At 68.4% G+C, this 21,115-nt stretch carries 22 protein-coding genes; 12 read left to right on the top strand and 10 right to left on the bottom strand.

Features of this window, described 5'->3' with window-relative positions; genetic code table 11:
• Window positions 1-2 precede the first annotated feature (2 nt).
• The 3 genes from mdcA to madL all read right to left on the bottom strand — a co-directional run bounded on the left by mdcA (window position 3) and on the right by madL (window position 2,967).
• Window positions 3-1,649, bottom strand: a complete 1,647-nt coding sequence (mdcA, locus tag FFS49_RS13220) for a malonate decarboxylase subunit alpha (RefSeq protein WP_105815765.1) — start codon at window positions 1,647-1,649, stop codon at window positions 3-5.
• 143 nt (window positions 1,650-1,792) lie between these two features.
• Entirely contained in the window at window positions 1,793-2,560 is a 768-nt protein-coding gene (gene madM / locus FFS49_RS13215) for a malonate transporter subunit MadM (protein WP_105815733.1), read from the bottom strand.
• A gap of 11 nt (window positions 2,561-2,571) precedes the next feature.
• Window positions 2,572-2,967 carry a malonate transporter subunit MadL gene (gene madL, locus FFS49_RS13210; protein WP_039352428.1) on the bottom strand — a complete coding sequence of 132 codons (396 nt, stop codon included), beginning with the start codon at window positions 2,965-2,967 and terminating at the stop codon, window positions 2,572-2,574.
• A 327-nt stretch (window positions 2,968-3,294) separates the two neighbouring features.
• Between madL and FFS49_RS13205 the strand changes: the two genes are divergently transcribed.
• Window positions 3,295-4,143 carry a LysR substrate-binding domain-containing protein gene (locus FFS49_RS13205; protein WP_039352412.1) on the top strand — a complete coding sequence of 283 codons (849 nt, stop codon included), beginning with the start codon at window positions 3,295-3,297 and terminating at the stop codon, window positions 4,141-4,143.
• A 180-nt stretch (window positions 4,144-4,323) separates the two neighbouring features.
• A complete protein-coding gene (locus FFS49_RS13200; RefSeq protein ID WP_071334231.1) occupies window positions 4,324-4,605 on the top strand; it encodes a DUF4148 domain-containing protein in 282 nt (93 codons plus the stop codon).
• Between the two features lie 34 nt (window positions 4,606-4,639).
• Here the strand turns inward: FFS49_RS13200 and FFS49_RS13195 are convergent, their stop codons facing one another.
• Window positions 4,640-5,557, bottom strand: coding sequence for a 3-hydroxyacyl-CoA dehydrogenase NAD-binding domain-containing protein (locus FFS49_RS13195; protein WP_039352407.1), 918 nt, complete (start codon window positions 5,555-5,557; stop codon window positions 4,640-4,642).
• A gap of 247 nt (window positions 5,558-5,804) precedes the next feature.
• On the opposite strand from FFS49_RS13195, the gene FFS49_RS13190 reads away from it, so the two are divergent.
• Together FFS49_RS13190 and FFS49_RS13185 are read left to right on the top strand one after the other, a co-directional pair.
• Window positions 5,805-6,245, top strand: a complete 441-nt coding sequence (locus FFS49_RS13190) for an Hsp20/alpha crystallin family protein (RefSeq protein ID WP_039352404.1) — start codon at window positions 5,805-5,807, stop codon at window positions 6,243-6,245.
• Window positions 6,246-6,261: 16 nt separating this feature from the next.
• Window positions 6,262-6,672 carry an Hsp20/alpha crystallin family protein gene (locus FFS49_RS13185; RefSeq protein WP_105815732.1) on the top strand — a complete coding sequence of 137 codons (411 nt, stop codon included), beginning with the start codon at window positions 6,262-6,264 and terminating at the stop codon, window positions 6,670-6,672.
• Window positions 6,673-6,759: 87 nt separating this feature from the next.
• Here the strand turns inward: FFS49_RS13185 and FFS49_RS13180 are convergent, their stop codons facing one another.
• Both FFS49_RS13180 and FFS49_RS13175 read right to left on the bottom strand, forming a co-directional pair.
• Window positions 6,760-7,095 (bottom strand): zf-TFIIB domain-containing protein, encoded by a 336-nt coding sequence (locus tag FFS49_RS13180; RefSeq protein WP_105815731.1) that lies wholly within the window; start codon window positions 7,093-7,095, stop codon window positions 6,760-6,762.
• A 103-nt stretch (window positions 7,096-7,198) separates the two neighbouring features.
• Window positions 7,199-7,954: a TerC family protein gene (locus FFS49_RS13175; RefSeq protein ID WP_137951007.1), complete on the bottom strand. Its 756-nt coding sequence runs from the start codon at window positions 7,952-7,954 to the stop codon at window positions 7,199-7,201.
• Window positions 7,955-8,062: 108 nt separating this feature from the next.
• On the opposite strand from FFS49_RS13175, the gene FFS49_RS13170 reads away from it, so the two are divergent.
• The gene (locus tag FFS49_RS13170; RefSeq protein WP_105815729.1) at window positions 8,063-8,956 is read left to right on the top strand and encodes a LysR family transcriptional regulator; all 894 of its coding nucleotides are present in this window, start codon (window positions 8,063-8,065) and stop codon (window positions 8,954-8,956) included.
• 115 nt (window positions 8,957-9,071) lie between these two features.
• Entirely contained in the window at window positions 9,072-10,199 is a 1,128-nt protein-coding gene (locus FFS49_RS13165; RefSeq protein ID WP_105815764.1) for a DUF2242 domain-containing protein, read from the top strand.
• A 277-nt stretch (window positions 10,200-10,476) separates the two neighbouring features.
• Here FFS49_RS13165 and FFS49_RS13160 read toward each other — a convergent pair whose 3' ends face one another.
• Window positions 10,477-11,397, bottom strand: a complete 921-nt coding sequence (locus tag FFS49_RS13160; RefSeq protein ID WP_105815728.1) for a pyridoxal-phosphate dependent enzyme — start codon at window positions 11,395-11,397, stop codon at window positions 10,477-10,479.
• A gap of 156 nt (window positions 11,398-11,553) precedes the next feature.
• On the opposite strand from FFS49_RS13160, the gene FFS49_RS13155 reads away from it, so the two are divergent.
• Entirely contained in the window at window positions 11,554-12,465 is a 912-nt protein-coding gene (locus FFS49_RS13155; RefSeq protein WP_105815763.1) for a LysR family transcriptional regulator, read from the top strand.
• 496 nt (window positions 12,466-12,961) lie between these two features.
• Here FFS49_RS13155 and FFS49_RS13150 read toward each other — a convergent pair whose 3' ends face one another.
• Window positions 12,962-13,147 (bottom strand): hypothetical protein, encoded by a 186-nt coding sequence (locus FFS49_RS13150; protein WP_137910115.1) that lies wholly within the window; start codon window positions 13,145-13,147, stop codon window positions 12,962-12,964.
• A 71-nt stretch (window positions 13,148-13,218) separates the two neighbouring features.
• On the opposite strand from FFS49_RS13150, the gene FFS49_RS13145 reads away from it, so the two are divergent.
• The 5 genes from FFS49_RS13145 (at window position 13,219) to FFS49_RS13125 (ending at window position 19,589) form a co-directional block, all read left to right on the top strand.
• Window positions 13,219-14,424, top strand: a complete 1,206-nt coding sequence (locus FFS49_RS13145) for an MFS transporter (protein WP_105815727.1) — start codon at window positions 13,219-13,221, stop codon at window positions 14,422-14,424.
• A 575-nt stretch (window positions 14,425-14,999) separates the two neighbouring features.
• Window positions 15,000-15,503, top strand: coding sequence for a spore coat U domain-containing protein (locus tag FFS49_RS13140; protein WP_105815726.1), 504 nt, complete (start codon window positions 15,000-15,002; stop codon window positions 15,501-15,503).
• 15 nt (window positions 15,504-15,518) lie between these two features.
• Window positions 15,519-16,238: a molecular chaperone gene (locus FFS49_RS13135; RefSeq protein ID WP_105815725.1), complete on the top strand. Its 720-nt coding sequence runs from the start codon at window positions 15,519-15,521 to the stop codon at window positions 16,236-16,238.
• A 7-nt stretch (window positions 16,239-16,245) separates the two neighbouring features.
• Entirely contained in the window at window positions 16,246-18,630 is a 2,385-nt protein-coding gene (locus tag FFS49_RS13130; RefSeq protein WP_105815724.1) for a fimbria/pilus outer membrane usher protein, read from the top strand.
• Window positions 18,612-19,589 carry a spore coat U domain-containing protein gene (locus FFS49_RS13125; RefSeq protein WP_224755957.1) on the top strand — a complete coding sequence of 326 codons (978 nt, stop codon included), beginning with the start codon at window positions 18,612-18,614 and terminating at the stop codon, window positions 19,587-19,589. Before FFS49_RS13130 ends, FFS49_RS13125 begins: the two co-directional genes overlap by 19 nt.
• A 47-nt stretch (window positions 19,590-19,636) precedes the next feature.
• Here the strand turns inward: FFS49_RS13125 and FFS49_RS13120 are convergent, their stop codons facing one another.
• Both FFS49_RS13120 and FFS49_RS13115 read right to left on the bottom strand, forming a co-directional pair.
• On the bottom strand, window positions 19,637-19,939 hold the full coding sequence (locus tag FFS49_RS13120) for a hypothetical protein (RefSeq protein WP_137910114.1): 303 nt from the start codon (window positions 19,937-19,939) through the stop codon (window positions 19,637-19,639).
• Between the two features lie 104 nt (window positions 19,940-20,043).
• Window positions 20,044-21,066 (bottom strand): histone deacetylase family protein, encoded by a 1,023-nt coding sequence (locus FFS49_RS13115; protein ID WP_105815722.1) that lies wholly within the window; start codon window positions 21,064-21,066, stop codon window positions 20,044-20,046.
• Window positions 21,067-21,115: the final 49 nt, after the last annotated feature.

Genomic DNA, 21,115 nt, shown 5'->3' with positions numbered 1-21,115 from the left:
CCTTACCAGTTGCGGAACCGGGCCGGCGGCGCATACAGGCCGCCCGACCAGTGCACGAGATCCTTGATCGAACGCGCGGCGAGCCAGCGGCGATCGGCGTCGAGCGGATCGATGCCGAGATCCTCCGGACGACGGATCACGCCGCGCTCGCGCAACCGTTCGATCATCTTCCGGTCGCGGCCGCGGCCGATCTCCGTATAGCCGGCGACGCCGCGGATCGCATGCTCGCGTTCGTCCTTGTCGCGGCACATCAGCAGGTTCGCGATCCCTTCCTCGGTAACGATGTGCGTGACGTCGTCGCCGTAGACCATGATCGGCGCGAGGTCGAGCTGCAGCTTGTCGGCGAGCTTCAGCGCGTCGAGCTTCTCGACGAACATCGGCACGTTCTTGTCGCCGAACGTCTCGCCGATCTGCACGACGAGCTTGCGGCCGCGCCGGAGCGCCGCCGGCGTGTCGGGGTCGGCTTCCGCGCCGGCCTTCAGCCACGGCTCGCTCGGATGGCGCCGGCCGCGCGCGTCGCTGCCCATGTTCGGCGCGCCGCCGAAACCGGCGATGCGCTCGGCCGTGACCGTCGACGAATGGCCGGACAGGTCGATCTGCAGCGTCGAGCCGATGAACATGTCGCACGCATAGAGGCCGGCCGTCTGGCAGAACGCGCGGTTCGAGCGCAGCGACCCGTCGGGGCCCGTGAACCAGATGTCGGAACGCGCGCGGATGTAGTCGTCCATCCCGACTTCCGAGCCGAAGCAATGGATCTGCTCGACCCAGCCCGACTCGATCGCGGGAATCAGCGTCGGGTGCGGATTGAGCGCCCAGTGCGAGCAGACCTTGCCCTTCAGCCCGAGCTTCTCGCCGTAGGTCGGCAGCAGCAGCTCGATCGCGGCCGTGTTGAAGCCGATCCCGTGGTTCAGGCGCTTGATGCCGTACGGCTCGTAGATGCCCTTGATCGCGAGCATCGCGGTGAGGATCTGCGTTTCGGTGATCGCGGCCGGATCGCGCGTGAACAGCGGCTCGACGTAGAACGGCCGGCCGGCCTCGACGACGAAATGCACGCGGTCGCCCGGGATGTCGACGCGCGGCACCTTGTCGACGATCCGGTCGACCTGCGCGATCACGATGCCGTCCTTGAACGCGGTGGCCTCGACGACGGTCGGCGTGTCTTCGGTGTTCGGGCCGGTGTACAGGTTGCCGTCGCGATCGGCGCTGACCGCGGCGATCAGCGCGACCTGCGGCGTGAGGTCGATGAAGTAGCGTGCGAACAGCTCGAGATAGGTGTGCACCGCGCCGAGCGCGATCTTGCCGCCGAACAGCAGCTTCGCGATGCGCTGCGACTGCGGGCCCGAATACGCGAAGTCGAGACGCTTCGCGATGCCGCGCTCGAACACGTCGAGATGCTCGGGCAGCACGACGCCCGACTGCACCATGTGCAGGTCGTGGATCTTCGCGCTGTCGACGTCGGCGAGCGCGGTGGCGAGCAGGTCGGCCTGCTTCTGGTTGTCGCCTTCGAGGCACACGCGATCGCCGGGCCGCAGCACCGCTTCGAGCAACGCGACGGTGTCGCGCGCATCGACCCGCTTGCCCTGCGCGTAAGCCGCGCCGGCCGCGAGGCGTGCATCGCGCGCTTGCCGCGCGTGATTCCATCCGGTCATGAACAGTTCTCCGCTTCGATGGTTCAGCGGCATTCTAAGCCTGGCGCCGCCGCCGATTGATGATGTTGCAGAATGCAACTCAGAGGACGCCGCGATGGATGCGGCCCGCATGCGGGCCGCGTCGCATCGCCCTACGCATCGCCCTACGCACCGACCAGCGCGCGCGTCGTGAAGAACAGCAGCGAGGGCCCGAGCAGGCAGCCGACGCCGGTATGGAACGTCGCGACCAGCGCGCCGTACGGCACGAGCCGGCGGTCGGTCGCCGCGAGCCCCGCGCTCACGCCGCTGACCGTGCCGGCCAGGCCGCCGAAGATCATCGCGGAGCGCGGCGTCTTCAAGCCCATGAAGTTGGCCGCGACCGGCGTGCCGACCATCACGATGATCGCCTTGACGAGCCCCGTTGCGATGCTGAGCGCGATCACGTCGGAGCTTGCGCCGATCGCCGCGCCCGTCACGGGGCCGACGATGTAGGTGACCGCGCCCGCGCCGATCGTCGTCATGCTGACCGCGTCGGTATAGCCGAATGCGCGCGCGATGCACGCGCCGACGATGAACGGCAGCACGGTGCCGAGCAGCAGCGACAAGACGCCGATCAGCCCGGCCTTGCGCGCCTCGGCGGGCTGCACTTCGAACGCGGTCGCGACGATCGCGAAATCGCGCAGCATCGCGCCGCCCATCAGGCCGATGCCGGCGAACAGCTTGACGTCGGCCAGCCCCTTCTCGCCGCCGGTGAATGCGCCGCCGACATAGGCCAGCACGAGACCGATCACGATCGCGATCGCCGAGCCGTGCACGCGGCCGAACGTGAGCTTGCGCGACGCAATCGACGACAGCCACATGATCAGGCCGACCAGCGCGAACGACGCGACGAGCCCGTTGTGGGCGACGGTTTTTTCGAGCATCTGCAGCATGGCGGCCTCCGTTACTGTTCTTCGAACTGCGGCACGCCCGCGAAGGCCGTGTCGTCGCGCCCGGTGCGCACCAGTACCGCGATGCAGCATGCGCAGATCGCGACCGCGGCGACTGCGGCCAGCAGCGCAACCGGGCCGCCCTTCAGCGCGGCGACGACGTTCTGGTTCGCGGCCATCGCGACCACGACGGGGATGTACATCGCGCCCCAGAAACCGACGCCGGCCTCGGTCTCCTTCGGCAGCCAGCCTCGGCGGTGCAGCCACAGGCGCAGGCAGATCAGCAGCAGCATCGCGATACCGACGCCGCCGACGTTGGTCTTCACGCCGATCGCGCTGCCGAGCAGGTCGCCAAGGAACAGTCCGGCCAGGTGGCAGAACGCCAGCAGCGCGGTTCCGTAGATGATCATGAGTCGTCTCCAGTCTCTTCGTGACGGGCACATTGCCGCCAGCAGGAGCCGAACCTTGCCCGCCGATCCCGTGCCGGGCGTGTCTCCTGCGGCGGTGCGCCGCGGCCCGGCGGCTCGTCGTGCGAGCGCGTTCTCGGGGGTCGATGGGATGATGCGGTTACGGGCCGGACGCCGGATGCCGTAGACTGAATGAAGCAGCCGCCGGCACGACGCGGGTTACGCGTCCGGTGCGCCCCGCTGCGGGCCGCACCGGGGCGTGATCCGATACTAGCGCCGCAATATCCGGCCATTTATGAAGTTGTCGAAACCGATTCAGTGGATTTAGCAATGCGTCCGTTACCGCCCGAGCTGCTGCGCAGCTTCGTCGCCGTCGCCCAGTCCGGCAGTTTCACCGCCGCATCCGAGCGCGTGAGCCTGTCGCAGTCGACCGTCAGCCAGCACATCCGGCGCCTCGAGGAGCTGCTCGACCGGCCGCTGTTCGAGCGCGACACGCGCAACGTGCACCTGTCGCAGCACGGCGACGCGCTGTTCCGCTACGCGGTGCGCATTCTCGAACTGATGGACGAGGCCGTCACGTCGGTATGCGGGCCGCCGCTGTCGGGCAAGGTGCGGCTCGCGATGTCGGAGGATTTCGCGTCGGCGCACCTGACGGCCGCACTCGCGAGCTTCGTGCAGCGCAATCCGGAAGTCGAGCTCGCGATCTCGACGGGGCTGTCGGGCGACCTGTTCGACGCGCTCGACGAGGGGCGGCACGATCTCGTGTTCGCGAAGCGCGTCGCCGGCAGCCGGCGCGGCCGCGTGATCCGCAGCGAACCGCTGTACTGGTGCACCGGCCCCGATTCGCGGATCACCGGCCACGAGGCCGTGCTGCCGCTCGCGATGCATCCGGAGCCGAGTGTGTCGCGCCGCCGCGTGCTCGAATCGCTCGAGGCGGTCGGCCGCCCTTACCGGATCGCCGTCGTGAGCAGCAGCATCGCGGTGCTGCGCGCGGCCGCGAGCGCGGGGCTCGGCGTCAGCGCATTCGCCGGCTACGTGATTCCGGCCGGGCTCGCGCGGCTCGACGCCGGGTTGCCCGAACTCGGCGAACTCGAATACGTGATCGACCGGCCGGCGGCTGCGTCGCGTTCGACGCTCGCACTCGAAGCCACGCTGATCGCGGCGGCGTCGGAGTTGTAACCGTACCGGGATGCGCCGTACGCAAGCGCACCCGCACCCGCACCCACGCCCGCACCTGACAGCTTTGCCCGGAACGCGTCATCGTCCGCGCAGCACCCGCTCGCGACAATGGGACCCATCGGAACGCACGGCCAGCCGCCGCGCGCATCCGGTGTCCCGTCCCCTTGATCGGAGCACGCCATGAAAGTCTTGCGATTCGCCGTCGCGACCGCCGCCGCCGCGCTGCTGTCCCCCGTCTTTGCCCAGACGTCCGACGCCGCGGCGCCCGCGCAGGGGCTGACCCGCGCGGAAGTCATTGCACAACTCAAGCAGGCCTATCTCGACGGCGAACTGCCGACGAACGACGGCAACTACCCGCCGAACGCCGCGACCCGCGCGCGCAACCGCGAACTGGTGCAGGCCGCGAGCCCGGCGTGGCTCGCGCAGACGCCGCAGGCACCGCAAACCGCCGCGCAGCAGTAGCCGGCCGCAGCCCGTACGCGACGCCGCCGCGCAATCACGGCAGGAAGCTGCGGCGCCGCGCGTCGATCAGCTCGACGAGCAGGCGGTCACGTTCGGCCGCCAGTTCCTGCATCGAATGCTCGCCCTGGATCGCGCGCAATGCGTCGTTCAGCTTGCGATCGACTTCCGGGTCGAATGAAGGCGTGCCGAGATCGTCCCACCAGCTCGTGATCGGCCCCGACAGGTGTTCGAGAAAGTGCGCGATCCCGCCCGCGCCGCCGCCGAGGTGATAGGTCAGGCACTGCCCCATCAACCCCCAGCGCAGGCCGGGCCCCCATGCGACAGCCTTGTCCGCATCGGCGACGCTCACGACACCTTCGCCGACGAGGTGATACACCTCGCGGAACAGCGCGGCCGCGAGCCGGTTCGCGACATGGCCGGTCATCTCCTTGTTGAGGACGATCGTCTGCTTGCCGAGCGCATCGTAGAAATCCTTCACGCGTGAGATCACGTCCTGGCTGGTGGCATCGCCGCCGACCAGCTCGACGAGCGGAATCAGGTGCGGCGGATTGAACGGATGCGCGATCAGGCAACGCTCCGGGTGCTTGTCGCACGCGGTCTGGATGTCCGACATCTTCAGGCCCGACGAACTCGATGCGATCGGCACGTGCGCGGGCAGCACGTCGTCCATCCGCCGGTACAACTCGCGCTTCAGGTCGAGCCGCTCCGGGCCGTTCTCCTGCACGAAGTCGACGCCGTCGAGCGCGCGCACGAGATCGGCGTCGAACGACAGCCGCGCGGAAAGTTCGGCGGCCCGGTCGCCGAGAAACGCGGCGAGTGCGTCGCGCAACCGCGCGTCGGCTTGCGGCGCCGGATCGGTCGCGACGACTTCAAAGCCTTGCGTCAGATAGAAGGCGGCCCAGCTTGCGCCGATCACGCCGGCGCCGACGATCGCGATGCGTCGAATGTCCATGATTGTCCCGTGTCGTTGGTCTGCAAAAACATCGCGGCGATTGTCGCATCGAATCGCGCGGGCCTGCATTGATGCAGATTGCAGATTCCCTCTTGAAATGCGCTTCGGCTGCCACTAATTACGCGTCGTCGGGCAGTGCAACATGCAACGCACTGCCCCCGTTTCGACCCAGTGGAGCTTCCACGACGCGCCCGCCGCAGGCGTCGCGCCGTCACGTCTCCCGCGTTCCCTGTTCAGGAGGACCAACATGAGCGGTATCCATTTCGGCAGCGACCTGTTCGACGAATTCGCCCGCGTGCAGCGGCAAATGGCCAACCTGCTCGGCGATCGTCCGGCCGGCATTCGCGCGGTACGGCCTGGCGCCTTTCCCGCGCTCAACGTCGGCGCCACCGACGGCGCCATCGAGATCGTCGCGTTCGCCCCCGGCATGGCCGCGGCCGACTTCGACGTGTCGATCGACAAGGACCTGCTGACGATCAGCGGCGAGCGCAAGCCTGCGCCGCGCGGCGAAGGCGACGATCTGCGCACCTATGCGCAGGAACGCTTCCACGGCGCATTCCGCCGTGTCGTCGAGCTGCCGCGGGACGCGGATCCCGACCAGGTCAGCGCCCGCTACGAAAACGGCTGCCTGCTGATTCGCGTCGGCCGGCGCGAGGCATCGAAGCCGCGTGCGATCACCGTTCAATAATATTCAGGATACCGACATGAATACGAACCCGATCCTGGCCGAGCGTCAGACGAACACCGTCCACCCCGCTGCCGCCGAAGCGGCCCGCCGTCCCGCGATCACGCCGGCCGTCGACATCGTCGAGAATCATCTCGGCGTCACGCTGCGGGCCGACCTGCCCGGCGTGCCGCGCGAGAATCTCGACGTGAAGGTGCACGACAACACGCTGACGATCGAAGCCGACACGCATATCGACACGCCGGCCGACCTGCGCGTGCGACATGCCGAAATCCGCACGACGCGCTATGCGCGCAGCTTCGTGCTGAGCCCGGATCTCGACACGTCGAGGATCGACGCGAACCTGCGCGACGGCGTGCTGACGCTGACGATTCCGCGCCGCGAGGAAACCCGGCCGCGCCGTATCGACGTGACGGCCGGCAACGCGTAAGTTCCCGGGCGGGCGATCCTCCCGCACGTATGAAAAAGCCCCGCCGGGTACGCGCCCGGCGGGGCTTTTCTGCGACATGCGGCGCAATCAGTCGAAGTCGAACAGGTCGAACACGGATTTCTTGCGACGCTGGCCGTCGTGCTTGTAGCGATCGTCGTGCGAGCGGCCATCGTATCGGTCACGGCTGTCATGCGAGCGAGCGTCGCGCCCCCACCCGCCGTCGTGGCCGCGCGGCGCTTGCGCATCGTGCCGCACGGGCGGCTCGTCGCGACGCGCTGGCGCATCGCCGGTTTCGCGCGCGATCAGCTTGTCGAGCTCACCACGATCGAGCCACACGCCGCGGCAGGTCGGACAGTAGTCGATCTCGATCGACTGGCGCTCGGCCATCAACAGGTCGGGCGTCTTGCAGACAGGGCATTTCATCGCGCTTCTCCTTTCCGTGCGAATTTCGTCTGGATTCCGGATGAGTCCGGATGACGCGCGTGACGCCGGCCGCCGCAGCGGCAGCCGAGTCACGCGCGGCAGCTCAGTGGCCTTCCGTCGGTGCCGAGCGCTTCGCCTTCGCGCGCCGCGCCAGCATGTTCATGCCTTCGACGAAAGCCGAGAACGCCATCGCCGCGTAGATGTAACCCTTCGGCACGTGCGAACCGAAACCTTCGGCAATCAGCGTCATGCCGATCACGACCAGGAACGACAGCGCGAGCATCACGATGGTCGGGTTGCGGTCGATGAAACGTGCGAGCGGCTGTGCAGCGAACAGCATCACGGCGACGGCGACGATCACCGCGACGAACATGATCGGCACGTGCTCGGTCATGCCGATCGCGGTCACGATGCTGTCGATCGAGAACACGATGTCGAGCATCACGATCTGGCCGATCGCGGCCCACATCGTCAGGCCGACCGCACCGCCGGCACCGCCCGCGCCTTCACCGTCGCGCGACACGTGGTGATGGATCTCGGTGGTCGCCTTCCACACGAGGAACAGGCCGCCCGACAGCAGGATCAGGTCGCGCCACGAGAACGCATGGCCGAACAGCGTGAACACCGGTTCGGTGAGGCTCGCGATCCACGCGACGCTGCCGAGCAGCGCGAGGCGCATCACCAGCGCGAGCGCGCTGCCGAGGCGCTGCGTGCGGGCGCGCTGCGCTTCGGGCAGCTTGTTGCTGAGGATCGAGATGAAGATCAGGTTGTCGATGCCGAGCACGACTTCCATCACGACGAGCGTCAGGAGCGCCGCCCAGACGGCGGGGTCAACGGCAAGCGTCAGCAGGTAGTCCATGAAATGGGCCGATACGAAAGTGGAAAGCCAGATCATAGGCCGCCCCGAACTTCGAAAAAATCAGAGAGAATCTGATTTTTGGTTCGGTTTTTCCGAAATCACGATCCGATGCTCAATTTCCGACATCTGTACTACTTCTGGGTCGTCGTGAAGGAAGGCGGCTTCGCGCGCGCGGCCGCGCGGCTCGACATGGCCGTGCAGACCATCAGCGCGCAGGTGCGCGAGCTCGAAAAAGCGCTCGGGCACCAGTTGCTGCGCCCGGCCGGGCGCGGCGTCACGATGACCGACGCCGGCCAGGCCGCGTTTGCGCGCGCGGAGGCGATCTTCGAGATGGGGCGGCTGATTCCCGACGAAGTGCGCGCGGCGGCCAGCCAGCCGACCGTGCGGCTCGCGGTCGGCCTCGCGGACGGCATTTCCAAGCTCGCCGCGCACGCGATCCTCTCGCCCGTGCTGGATACCCCCACGTTACGGCTGCTGTGCCACGAAGGCGAGCACGATGCGCTCCTCGCGGAGCTGGCGCTGCATCATCTCGATCTGGTGCTGGCCGGCCAGGGCGCGCCGTCCGGTTCGAACCTGCGCGTGACGAGCGAGCGGCTCGTCGCGTCGCCGGTCGACTGGTATGGCCCCGCATCGCTGGTCACGCCGGCCGCGCGGCAGCACTTTCCGCTGTGCCTGGCCGACCTGCCCGTGCTGTTGCCGACCGCGCATTCGGCGCTGCGCGCGCGCCTCGACCGGTGGCTGGAGGGGGAACGGATCGTGCCGCGCGTGGCGGGGGAATTCGAGGACAGCGCGCTGATGGCCGTGTTCGCGGCGCGCGGCCTCGGCGTGTTCCCGCTGAGCGAACTCGGCGCGAACGATGCGTCGCTGCTGCGCGGGTTGCGGCGGCTCGGGCGGGCCGGCGACGTGACCGAGGAGATCCACGCGATCCGCTCGCGACGCGGCGAACACCATCCGCTGACGTCGCAATTGCTGGCCGCCGCACGCCGCGCACCGGCCGACTGAAGCGAGCGCGACATCAAACGAAACTATAATGGCGCCCCGGCCTTACGAGATTGCCGCGCGCTTCATCCAGGCACCGCCGTTGCGCGAGCTCTCGCCAAGCCTTCTGAAAGACGCCATGCACAACCGATTTCGCCTGTTTTCCGTTTCGTGCGCGCTCGCGGCCGCGACCGTGCTGGCGGCGTGCTCGTCGCCGCCCAAGCCGATCTACCAGCAGGAACAGTTCGACGCGACCAGCAGCCCGTACGCGCATACGTTCCACTCGAAATCCGACGCAGCCTGCGAGGCCGCGCGGCGCGCGCTGCTGAGCCAGGGCTATGTGGTGTCGTCGTCGCGCAGCGATGCGGTCGACGGCAGCAAGAATTTCCAGCCGAACAACGACATGCACGTCGTGATCGAGTTTCACGTCGTGTGCGCGGACGCGAACGCGGACGGCTCGTCGAGCATCGCGTACGTGAATGCGGTGCAGGATCGCTACACGCTGAAGAAGTCGAATACGTCGGCCAGCGTGGGCTTGAGCGTGTTCGGCTCGCTGTCGCTGCCGATCGGGTCGAGCGATGACGCGCTCGTCAAGACCGCCAGCGAGACGATTCCCGCCGGCGTGTTCTATGAGCGCTTCTTCAATCTCGTCGAGCATTTCCTGAAGATCGACCCGGCCCGCCGCGACCGTGCGACCGTCAAGGCCGCCGAGAAGGAGCCCGTCACGCCGCTGCCCGAACCCGCGCCGACGCCGCAGGGCGAGCCGATGAAGATGACGACCCCGGTCGTGCCGACGCCGCCCGCGGCGCCGGTGCCGCTTTCGTTGCCGGCGGTCGCGCCCGAGTCGGGGGCAAACGCCGTGCCGGCCGCCGCGTCGGCCGTGGTCGCGCCGGCGGCGATGCGGGCTGCCGCACCGGTGGCAGCGTCGGGTTCGGGGTCGGTATCGGCTTCGGGTGCGGCGCCTGCGGCAGCCGCGTCGTCGACGCCCGCACAGGCGTCCGGGCCGGCATCCACGCCGGCTTCGGCCCCCGTGCCGGCTTCCGCCTCCGGCCCGGCATCGTCACCTGCCGCGGCAGCATCGACACCTGTCGTATCGGCACCGGCGGCTGCAACACCGGCACCGGTCGCGCCTGCACCCGCACCCACCGCTTCGGCGCCCGTATCGGCATCGGCATCGACTCCGGCAAGCGCATCGCCTGCGCCCGCTGCCGCCAATCCCGTCGCATCGTCCGCACCGTCCGGCGCGAGCGCACCGGCCGCACACTGACCGGCCCGTCCGTATCGTCGCGCGCGGCCACAACCGGCACCGTGCGACGATACGCATCCTTCCCTTTCATTCATCACGGAAATGCTGCGCCGCCGGCGGCCTACCCGTCGGGTCGCTGACATTGCTTCGATGCTTCGCGACGGACACACACGGCCGATGCCGACGTTCGCCGGGATCGACGGTCGCCGTCACGCCACCGCAGGCGATCACGGTGACATTCGTCGTCGACCGCCATCCGGCCATCCCACGACAAACCGGCTGGCGCCGGCTACCCCGCCTACCGCAACGTCGCGCGCAGCGTCTGCATCTGCTCGACGGTCGCCGTCACGCCGCCGCAGACGATCACTGCGATATCCTTCGCCGACGCGAGCACGGGCACCGGCCGCTCGAGCACGGCCAGCGCAGCACCGCACGCGGGCTCGACGACGATCCGGTGCTCGTCGAGGAATCGGAGTGACGCGGCCACCGCATCGGCATCGGACACGACAACCGGGTGAATCTCGTGTCGTGCGGCCCATTCGACCGCCGCGTCGCACGGACGCTTCGCGCCGAGCGACGTCGCGATGCTCGTGATCGCCGGCAATTCGACCACCTGCCCCTGCGCGAGCGAGCGCGCATAGCAGTCGGCGCCTTCCGTTTCGGCCGTGACCACCGGCACGTCGTGCCAGCCGTTGCGCGCCAGCCCTTCGAGCACGCCGCACAGCAACCCGCCTCCGCCAACCGCGAGCACGATCGCGTCGGGCTTCGGCCCGGCCGCCGCCATCTCGTCGATCATCGTCGCGTGGCCCTGCCACAGCACGCGATCGTCGAACGGATGCACGAACGCATCGTGCTCGCCGAGCGCCGACTGCGCGAACGCGTTCGCCTCGGCCCAGCTCGCACCGTGCACGACGAGCTCGGCGCCCTCGACGCGGATCAGCTCGCGCGCACGGGCCGACGCGCTTTCCGGTACGACGACGAGCACCGGCACGCCGAGTTCGCGGCCGCAATACGCGACCGCGATGCCCGCGTTGCCGCCCGACGACGACACGAAGCGCCGCGCGCCGGCCGCATGCCGCGCTTCGCAGACTGCGCCGATGCCGCGCAACTTGAACGAGCCAGACGGCTGCAGCGCATCGAGCTTCAGCCGGACGGTCCTGCCGAACCGGCGGGATGCGATTTGCGAGCGGATATAAGGGGTCGGAATATGAAGCGGCATGGGGCAGGACCAATGGGAACGGAGAGAACGCACGCGACGTGCAACGGCGAGCGGCAATGACGGTCATCGTACGGCACGCCACCCATGCTTTCCAATACCATCGAATGGCGTTTGCTATGCTCTGCAGGTATATCGATGACCCTGAACGGATGCCGCATGCGCCAGATCGAATTTCGTCACCTGCGCTACTTCGTGGCCGTCGCGCAAGCCGGCAGCGTAATGGCCGGCGCCCGCGCGGCCGGCATCGTCCAGCCCGCGCTGTCGCGACAGATCCGCGAACTCGAGGACGCGATCGGCACGCCGCTGCTGGTGCGCCGCGCAACGGGCGTCACGCTCACGGCGGCCGGCGCCAGTTTCCTGCAGGACGCGACCGGCCTGCTCGCGACGCTGCAGGACAGCCGTGAGCGCGCACTGCGCAGCGCGGCCGGGCAGTTGGGCGAACTGCGGCTCGGTGCGCTGCCGAACTGCCTGCCGCTGCCCGTCGTCGGAACCGTCCTCAAGGCGTTTCGCGACGCATGCCCGGACGTGAAGCTGTCGATCGCGCCGATGCTGTCGGCCGAACAGGCGAACGCGCTGATGCGCGGCCAGCTCGACGGCGGAATCATGGCGTGGCGCCGGGACGAGGCGCCGCACCTGTCGGGCGTGCGGCTGCTCAGCGACCGCTTCGTGCTCGCGATGCCCGCGCCGCCGGGCGGCCGCTTCACCTCGCCGCGCGCGCTGGCCGACGTCGCGAACGAGCCGTTCGTCTGGTTCGACGCGCAGCGCTCCGCCGCGCACCACCGGTTCCTGATGGCGCAGTGCCAGCAGGCCGGCTTCACGCCGCGCATCGCGCAGGTCGGCAGCGACATTCCGACATTGATCGGCCTCGTCGCGGCCGGGATGGGCTGTGCATTCGTGCCGGAAAGCGCGTCGCCGACCTGCCCGCACACGGTCCGGCTCATCGCGCTCGACGAACTCGCGAGCCGCTTCGACATCGAGTTCGTGTTCGACGGTGCGGCCGTGCCACCGTCGCCCGTCGTCGCGCGGTTTCTCGCGGCCGTGCGCGATGCGGCCGGCGAAGCGGGCTGAGCGGGCCGAGCGGGCTGAACAGGCGGCAGCTGCGGCGACCTCGCCCGGCACTCGAGCGCCCCGATTCGCGGTGCCGAATGCCGGCGGAATCCCCTTTCATCCAACCGTCGCTTCGGCTGTCGAAACACGCTAAACAACCGCATCATTTTTGCGCAAATTCTTTCAAAAAGATAACGCGCGACGCCATCGCACCGGTGTTTTTAAATTGGCACCAAAAACAGCCGTTTAACGTCGATTCGAATCGTCATGGCTCGAAATATACTGCGCGCGCATCCAACCCTCGTGCCAAAGAGAGGATGCGTTTCCGCCCCGGTCACGGTCCCCCTGTGATCGGGGCTTTTTTTGCCCGCGATCCTTGTGGGCAAAGAGTTTGCGGTGATGATGCGAGATTCGCCAGGCGTGATGCCAGCCGCCTGAACGGCCCGTCCGATCTGCGCGGCCACCCGTCGCCGGGCAGTCTGTGGACGGCTTCCGGTTCATCCGGCGGGAGCGACCGTCAGTCCGCGTCGGAGCGTCGATGGATCGCGATCGCCGGGCCTGAAGCCGCCCGCCGATCTTTACGAAAATCTTTCACAAGAACATCGCTTTCACCCGCTCCGCCACCGGCTTCAAGCGCCCGCTGCATTGTTGACATGAAATCAAGATAATTTCGTCCGCACATGGCTTTTTCCGCAAAAGTCATGCAGGCACACTTCGTCCTGTCCTCAACGGCCCCGTGCCGGTCGTTGTCCCTCGATTACAGGAGCCCATCGCGTGAACTCCACGACTTCCTCTCCTTCCCGCCCCGGCGGCAGCGCCGCACTGCCGCTGCTGGCACTGGCCGCCGGTGCGTTCGGCATCGGCACGACCGAGTTCTCGCCGATGGGCCTGCTGCCCGTGATCGCCGACGGCGTGCACGTGTCGATTCCGCAGGCCGGCATGCTGATCAGCGCGTATGCGATCGGCGTGATGGTCGGCGCGCCGCTGATGACGCTGCTGCTCGCGCGCTGGTCGCGCCGTTCGGCACTGATCGCGCTGATGTCGATCTTCACGATCGGCAACCTGCTGTCGGCGTTCGCGCCCGACTACACGACGCTGCTGCTCGCCCGCCTCGTGACGAGCCTCAACCACGGCGCCTTCTTCGGACTAGGCTCGGTGGTCGCAGCCAGCCTCGTGCCGCGCGAAAAGCAGGCCAGCGCGGTCGCGACGATGTTCATGGGTCTCACGATCGCGAACGTCGGCGGCGTGCCGGCCGCGACCTGGCTCGGCCAGATCATCGGCTGGCGCATGTCGTTCGCGGCGACCGCGGGCCTCGGCCTGGTTGCGATCGCCGGGCTGTTCGCCGCGCTGCCGAAGGGCGAAGCCGGCACGATGCCCGACCTGCGTGCGGAACTCTCGGTACTGACGCGCCCCGTCGTGCTCGGTGCGCTCGGGACGACCGTGCTCGGCGCCGGCGCGATGTTTACGCTCTATACGTATGTCGCGCCGACGCTCGAACACGTGACCGGTGCGACACCCGGCTTCGTGACCGCGATGCTGGTGCTGATCGGCGTCGGCTTCTCGATCGGCAACATCGCGGGCGGGCGCCTCGCCGACCGCTCGCTCGACGGCACGCTGATCGGTTTCCTGCTGTTGCTGATCGCCACGATGGCCGCGTTCCCGGTGCTCGCCCGCACGCATGCCGGCGCCGCCGTCACGCTGCTCGTGTGGGGTATCGCCACGTTCGCGGTCGTGCCGCCGCTGCAGATGCGCGTGATGCGGGCGGCCCATGAAGCGCCGGGCCTCGCGTCGGCCGTCAACATCGGCGCGTTCAACCTCGGCAACGCACTCGGCGCGGCCGCCGGCGGCGCGGCGCTGTCGGCGGGCTTCGGTTATGCGGCCGTGCCGCTCGTCGGCGGGCTGATTGCCGCGGCCGGGCTCGCACTGGTCTTCCTGCAGATCGCGCAGCAGCGCCGCGCACCGGCCGCCGCGAATTCGTAATCGCGACACGTCGCGCACCGGCATGCATGCCGGACCGCCAATCCGTACCGACGCATGGTCACGGCCGCTCAATGCGGCCGTTTTCGTTTTCCACGGTCCATTCCGATCCAGCGCGCATCAATCGGAAAATATCCTGAATCTTCTCCAATCTTTCAGCCCCCCGATTCAATACATTTGCGGAGTGAAATACGACTCAATTCATTCACATGATTCACTTTCATTTCTTCTTCACCGCATCCAGCACATTACTTACCCCATTCACCGCCGGCCGGCTCGCCCCACCCAATCGGCCCGCCAAACAGTCTCGAACCCCGCATGAATTACCCGCTTTTGCTGCGATGCAAGGTAATGATATATGCGAATCCCACACGAAAAATCGAAAAACGAAATACTCCCGACCTTTATTCAATCAATAGCCCCATTAAATGTAACAAAATGAAACAGAGTGAATTTAAAGATTGAAAGAATTGCCGATTCGTATCAGGATTTGCGAAAAAGCAGCACGATCAAGCGCGGCATAAATCCAACGAAAAATCGATCGATGAGGGATCAGTGTGAAAGTCGCCATCGCTTCCATGACATTGTCGCTCGCGCTGTCAATCGGCCTGTCGACACCCGCCGCCGACGCAGCCACCTATTCGAACGGCACCGCGACCGCCACCTTCACCGTCACGCTGACGCTTCAGCCGAACTGCACGATCGCCGCGAGCCCGCTCGCGTTCGGCACCAACGGGGTGCTGGCCACCGCGATCAACCAGCAGACGACCGTGAGCGTCACCTGCACCAATACGACGCCGTACAACGTCGGCCTCGACGCCGGCACGGTCACCGGTTCGACCGTCGCGAGCCGCCTGATGGCCGGCACGGCCACCGGCAACACGACGACGACCGTCGACTTCCAGCTCTACCAGGACGCCGGGCGCACGACGATCTGGGGAAACACGCAAGGCACGAACACCGTGGCCGGCACCGGCACGGGCGCAGCACAGTCAATTACCGTCTACGGCCAGGTGCCCGCGCAGGCGACGCCGAAACCGGATACCTATCAGACGACCGTCACCGCAACCGTCTACTTCTGACCGGCGCCGCATCGCATGACCGCATTCCGTCGAACGCTCGTCGCGCTGCTGTGCGCGGCCGGCGCCGCGCACGCCGCGTCGCTGCAGATTTCCCCCGTCACGATCGAATTCGGCGCCGACGACACGGCCAGCGGGATCACCCTGCGCAATCCGGGCGAACGCCCGGTGTACGGACAGGTGCGCGTGTTCCTCTGGAACCAGGCCGATGGCCAGGACACGCTGACGCCCACGCAGGATCTGCTGGCCAGCCCGCCGCTGATCGAGGTCGGCACCCAGTCCGAGCAACTGATCCGCGTGGTGCGCGCATCGCGCGTGCCATCCCGGACCGAGCAGGCCTACCGGCTGCTGATCGACGAATTGCCGCCGCCGGGCGAAACGCCGGCCAACGGCGTGTCGATCCGGCTGCGCTATTCGATTCCGGTGTTCGTCGAGCCTGCCGCCGAAGGCGCGCCGCAGCTCGACTGGGCGCTGCTGCGCAACAACGGCGGCTGGGTGCTGCGGGTGCGCAACGCCGGCACGCGGCGCGCGCAACTGGCGTCCGTCGAACTCGTGACCGGCGATGGTCACACGTACCCGCTCACGCGCGGCCTGCTCGGCTATGCGCTCGCGGGCCGCACGGGCCAGTGGAGCGTGCCGCTGCCGGCCGGCGTCATGCTCGGCGGCAAGGTCACGGTGCGGGCAGCCGTCAATTCGCAGCCGGCCAGCGCGGTCGTCGCGGTGGAGCCGCCGGGCTAGTCCGCCGGTGCGCCGCCCGGCCCCTCCCCCTTCGCCACACACCGGCTCGGTCCCGGTCGATGGACGCGGTGCGCCGCGACGCTCCCCGCGCACCGCGGTCGCGGCCGTCGTGGCCGGCGGCCTGTTCGCGTTCGGCTGCGCGCATGCGGACGAACCCTCGGCGCTCGTGATGACCGACAGCACACACGACGTGATCCTCGAAGTCAGCGTCAACGGTGAGAACACGACGCTGCTCGCGCACTTCCGCGAACGCGACGGCCACCTGTCGGCGAGCGGCGCAGACCTGCACACGATCGGCGTCGCGACCGACCGGCTCGGCATCGCCGATGCGGCGACGGTCGACCTCGATACGATTCCCGGCCTGCGCTACCGCTACGACGCGGCACGCCAGAGCGTCGAACTGCAGATGCCCGATACGCTGCGCCGCCCCTACGCGATCGACAGCCGCGCATTGCCGCCCACGCAGGCGGCCAGCGCGTCGCGCGGGCTCGCGATCAACTACGAGGCGTACGCGCAGACGCTCGGCGACCGGCAGTACTCGCTCTACGCCGACGTGCGCTACTTCGATCCGGGCGGCGTGTTCGACACCACGGGCGTCGCGACCTTCTATGACGGCCGCCGGCGCTACACGCGCTTCGATACGTCGTGGAGCCGCTCGGACCCGGCGCGGCCGAGCACGACACAGATCGGCGACACGATCTCAGGGTCGCTCGCGTGGACGCGCTCGGTGCGCCTCGGCGGCTTCCAGTGGCGCAGCAATTTCGCACTGCGCCCCGATCTCGTGACGTTCCCGATCCCGTCGCTCGCCGGCTCCGCGGCCGTGCCGTCGGCCGTCGACCTGTACATCAACAACGTGCGCCAGTACACCGGCAACGTGCCGAGCGGCCCGTTCATCATTCACGACGTGCCGGGCATCACGGGCGCCGGCCAGGCGACCGTCATCACGCGCGACGCGCTCGGGCGCACCGTCGCGACGTCCGTGCCGCTCTACGTCGATACGCGGATGCTGTCCGCCGGGCTGTCGAGCTATTCGTTCGAGGCCGGCTTCCTGCGGCGCAACTACGGGCTGCAGTCGTTCGACTACGACGCGCGGCCGGCCGTCAGCGGCTCGCTGCGGCGCGGGATCAGCAACGCGCTGACCGTCGAAGGGCATGCGGAAGCAACCGGCGGCGTGATCAACGCGGGCGTCGGCGCGCTGCTGCGCCTCGGCTACGCGGGCGTCTTGAGCGGTGCGGTCGCGGGCAGCGCCGGGCGCTTTTCCGGCACGCAGGTGAGCGCCGGCTACCAGTTGATCGAACCGCGCTTCTCGATCAACGCGCAGACGATCCGCGCGTTCGGCCGCTACGGCGATCTCGCCTCGCGCGACGGCGCAACCGTGCCGGCGGCAACCGACCAGGCGACGCTCGCGCTGCCCTTCATCCACCGCCAGACACTGTCGCTCAGCTACATCGGCTTCCGGATGCCGCAAGGCCCGAGCGCGCGGATCGGCACCGTGTCGTACACGCTGGGCCTCGGCGATCTCGCGTCGCTGACCGTGAGCGCGTACCGCGATTTCGCGCAGCAGGGCGCGAGCGGCGCGTTCATGTCGCTGAACGTCGGGCTCGGTCGCAACACGTCGATCAACACGACCGTCGGGCGCCAGCGCGGCCAGTCGAACTACACCGTCGACGCGAGCCGCCCGCCCGACTACGACGGCGGCTGGGGCTGGGGCGTACAGGCCGGCGGCACGGGCGCGGTGCCGTACCGGCAGGCGCAAGTCCGCTATCTCGGTCATGCGGGCGAAGTCATCGCGGCCACGCAGAACATCGACCGCCGGACCGGCGCGTCGCTCGACGTCAGCGGCGCGCTCGTGTTCATGGACGGCAGCCTCCTGTTGTCGCGCCGCATCACCGACGGCTTCGCGCTCGTGTCGACCGACGGCGTCGCGGGCATCCCGGTGCTGCACGAAAACCGCGTGATCGGCACGACCGATCGTGCCGGGCACCTGCTTGTGCCCGACCTGAATGCGTACCAGAACAACCGGATCGCGATCGATGCGATGAAGCTGCCCGCCGATGCGCGGATCGCCCGCACGTCGATGACGGTCGTGCCGCAGGCGCAATCGGGCGTATTCACGCATTTCGGCGTGTCACGCTATCGCGCGGCATCGGTGATCCTGCATGACGATACCGGCCGCGCGCTGCCGGCCGGAGCGCGCGTGCATCACGCCGAAAGCGGCGCGGATACGATCGTCGGCTACGACGGGCTCACGTTCATCGACGGATTGAAGGACGACAACCACCTCGCGATCGACTACGGCACGCAGCACTGTGTCGCGGCATTCGCGTTCACCGCGCCCGGCAACGGCACGCTGCCGACCATCGGGCCCGTCACTTGCCGGACGACACCGTGAAGATCGCGCTGCTGGTCCTCGTCGCCTTCATCGCGTGGTGCGGCTCGCCCCGTCACGCACAGGCCGAAAGCTGCACGGCGACCGCATCGAACGTGAGCTTCGGCTCGGTCAGCCCGATCTCGAACGCGCCGGTCGCCGCGACCGGCACGGTCAGCATCACCTGCACGTGGTCGGCCGTCTCGCTGACGCCGAACGTGCTCGTGTGCCTGAACCTCGGGGGCACGAGCCCGCGCAGCCTCGTCAACGGCAGCAACGCGATGCAATACGACCTCTATCTGGATGGCGGGCATTCGGTCGCGTGGGGCTCGGTGTATTCCGGCACGACACCGGCGTCCGTCACGCTGGTCAAGCCCGCGCTCGGCACGAGCGCGTCCGCGACGGTCACCGTGTACGGACAGATCACCGGGAACCAGCCGACCGTTCCGACGACCGGCAACAGCACCACAACCTACTCGCAGACGTTCGGCGGCAACACGACATCGATCAACACCGGGTTCTACCTGCTCGGTGCGCCGACCTGCGCGACGCTGACGACATCGAACGGCACCTTCCCGTTCAGCGCGACGGCGAACGTCGTCAACAACTGCAACATCAGCGCGACCAATGTGAGCTTCGGCACCGCGAGCCTGCTGTCGGGCTCGCTCACGGCGAGCGGTTCGATCACCGCGCAGTGCACCAACGGCGACGCATGGCAGATCGCGCTGAACGGCGGCAGCAGCGGCAGCGTGACGGCGCGCCAGATGCAGCGCAGCGGCGGCGGCGGCGCGATCGGCTACGGGCTTTACACGGACGCCGCGCGCTCGATCGCGTGGGGCGACGGCACGGGCGGCAGTTCGACGGTCACGGGTGTCGGCACGGGCACGTCGCAGGTCGTGACCGTGTACGGCGCGGTGCCGGCGCAAACCACGCCCGCGCCCGGCAACTACAGCGACACGATCACCGCGACGATCAGCTTCTAGCGTTCAGCAGTACCAGCGGGCACGAGCGCACGCGCCGCGCCGCCCGCTCAAAACATGACGGTCCATGCGGACGGCGCGCCCGCGCCCACGCCGCGCGGCACCGATCGCCCATCGGGCAGCGGCGCGTGGCTGAGCATGAACGGCGTGCCGTGCGCGCAACTGACACTCGGGATGCCGGCATCGGCAGCGCCCTGCGGCGCGCCGGTGCCGATCGTGCAGGTTTCCGGAATGGTGAGACTGACGCGCAGCGGAATCGAGGGCTCCGTCGCGTTCGCGACGGACCCTACGCCGGGCGCGGCCAGCGCGATCGCGATCGAGATCGCACCGCGTCTGATTGGGTCGGCTGTCATCGTGCGGCTCTCCTTCGTGCATCCATTCAGCATATGCGCGAATTATCGGCGGGCGGGCGGAAAACCTGAACCCGCACGCACGTGGCCGTGCCCCGCCGCGCCGGTCAGCGCGCGGCGGCGAACCCGCCGAAAAACGCACGCGCATTCGCATCGAGGCTGTCGAGGTGATAGCCGCCTTCCTGCACGATCACCGTCGGCAGCCCGAGTGCGCCGATCGCGCCGCCGAGCCGCCCGAAGCCGTCGGTCGTGACGGCCACCTGCGATTGCGGATCGTCCTTGTAGATATCGAAGCCGAGCGCGAGCACGAGCGCATCGGGCTGGAACCGCGCCAGCGCGCGCAGCGCGTCGTCGAGGCGCGCGAAGAACGCCGACTCCGGCGCGCCGTGCGGCATCGGCAGGTTGAGGTTGAAACCGTCGCCGGCCCCGGTGCCCGTCTCTTCCTCATAGCCCGCGACGACCGGGTAGAAGTTGGTCGGGTCGCCGTGGATCGACACGTAAAGCACGTCGTCGCGGCCGTAGAAGATCTCCTGCACGCCCTGCCCGTGATGCATGTCGGTGTCGAGGATCGCGACCCGGCGATGGCGGCCGAGCAGCGACTGCGCGGCGATCGCCGCATTGTTCAGGTAGCAGAAGCCGCCGGCCGCGTCGCGGCGTGCGTGATGGCCGGGCGGCCGGCACAGCGCGTAGGCCTCGCGTGCGCCGTCGTTGACGTCGGCCGCGGCCGCCAGCGCGCCCTGCGCGGACCAGTACGCAGCGCGCCACGTGTTCGCACCGACCGGGCAACTGCCGTCGGCGAGGTAGCGCGCGGCTTTCGCGAGCACGCCGCGCAGCGGGTTCGGGTCGCGCACGAACACGTTCGACATCACTTCGTCGCCCCAGTCGTCTGGCATCTGCTTCCAGTCGCGATGCGCTTCCTCCAGGAAGCGCAGGTAGTTCATGTCGTGCACGGCCGCGATCGGCGCGGTGCCGCGGTCGGCCGGCTCGCGCACGTCGAAGTCGAGCGACCGGACGGCGGCGACGAGCCGCGCCGCGCGCTCGGGCACTTCCTGCGGCTCACGCATCTGGCCGCGCGACAGGTAGCTGCGCGGATGGTGCAGCAGCTGTTCGGGATGGAAATAGGTTTTCATCGTTCGCCCTCGTCGGTGTTTCGATATACCGGCTTGCCGGTTCGCCGCG

The sequence above is a fragment of the Burkholderia sp. 4NA327C6 genome (genome assembly GCF_005502655.1).
GTDB lineage: Bacteria > Pseudomonadota > Gammaproteobacteria > Burkholderiales > Burkholderiaceae > Burkholderia > Burkholderia contaminans.
This window is presented reverse-complemented; position numbering and strand designations above follow the sequence as displayed.

Excerpts from the sequence above, each read along its gene's own strand:
- FFS49_RS13175 (WP_137951007.1), bottom strand. The coding sequence starts at position 7,954 with ATGGACTACCTGCTGACGCTTGCCGTTGACCCCGCCGTCTGGGCGGCG.
- FFS49_RS13180 (WP_105815731.1), bottom strand. The coding sequence starts at position 7,095 with ATGAAATGCCCTGTCTGCAAGACGCCCGACCTGTTGATGGCCGAGCGC.
- FFS49_RS13190 (WP_039352404.1), top strand. The coding sequence starts at position 5,805 with ATGAGCGGTATCCATTTCGGCAGCGACCTGTTCGACGAATTCGCCCGC.
- madL (WP_039352428.1), bottom strand. The coding sequence starts at position 2,967 with ATGATCATCTACGGAACCGCGCTGCTGGCGTTCTGCCACCTGGCCGGA.
- FFS49_RS13115 (WP_105815722.1), bottom strand. The coding sequence starts at position 21,066 with ATGAAAACCTATTTCCATCCCGAACAGCTGCTGCACCATCCGCGCAGC.
- FFS49_RS13165 (WP_105815764.1), top strand. The coding sequence starts at position 9,072 with ATGCACAACCGATTTCGCCTGTTTTCCGTTTCGTGCGCGCTCGCGGCC.
- FFS49_RS13185 (WP_105815732.1), top strand. The coding sequence starts at position 6,262 with ATGAATACGAACCCGATCCTGGCCGAGCGTCAGACGAACACCGTCCAC.
- FFS49_RS13120 (WP_137910114.1), bottom strand. The coding sequence starts at position 19,939 with ATGACAGCCGACCCAATCAGACGCGGTGCGATCTCGATCGCGATCGCG.
- FFS49_RS13200 (WP_071334231.1), top strand. The coding sequence starts at position 4,324 with ATGAAAGTCTTGCGATTCGCCGTCGCGACCGCCGCCGCCGCGCTGCTG.
- FFS49_RS13205 (WP_039352412.1), top strand. The coding sequence starts at position 3,295 with ATGCGTCCGTTACCGCCCGAGCTGCTGCGCAGCTTCGTCGCCGTCGCC.
- FFS49_RS13195 (WP_039352407.1), bottom strand. The coding sequence starts at position 5,557 with ATGGACATTCGACGCATCGCGATCGTCGGCGCCGGCGTGATCGGCGCA.
- FFS49_RS13170 (WP_105815729.1), top strand. The coding sequence starts at position 8,063 with ATGCTCAATTTCCGACATCTGTACTACTTCTGGGTCGTCGTGAAGGAA.
- FFS49_RS13160 (WP_105815728.1), bottom strand. The coding sequence starts at position 11,397 with ATGCCGCTTCATATTCCGACCCCTTATATCCGCTCGCAAATCGCATCC.
- FFS49_RS13150 (WP_137910115.1), bottom strand. The coding sequence starts at position 13,147 with ATGACTTTTGCGGAAAAAGCCATGTGCGGACGAAATTATCTTGATTTC.
- FFS49_RS13140 (WP_105815726.1), top strand. The coding sequence starts at position 15,000 with ATGACATTGTCGCTCGCGCTGTCAATCGGCCTGTCGACACCCGCCGCC.
- FFS49_RS13135 (WP_105815725.1), top strand. The coding sequence starts at position 15,519 with ATGACCGCATTCCGTCGAACGCTCGTCGCGCTGCTGTGCGCGGCCGGC.
- madM (WP_105815733.1), bottom strand. The coding sequence starts at position 2,560 with ATGCTGCAGATGCTCGAAAAAACCGTCGCCCACAACGGGCTCGTCGCG.
- FFS49_RS13155 (WP_105815763.1), top strand. The coding sequence starts at position 11,554 with ATGCGCCAGATCGAATTTCGTCACCTGCGCTACTTCGTGGCCGTCGCG.
- mdcA (WP_105815765.1), bottom strand. The coding sequence starts at position 1,649 with ATGACCGGATGGAATCACGCGCGGCAAGCGCGCGATGCACGCCTCGCG.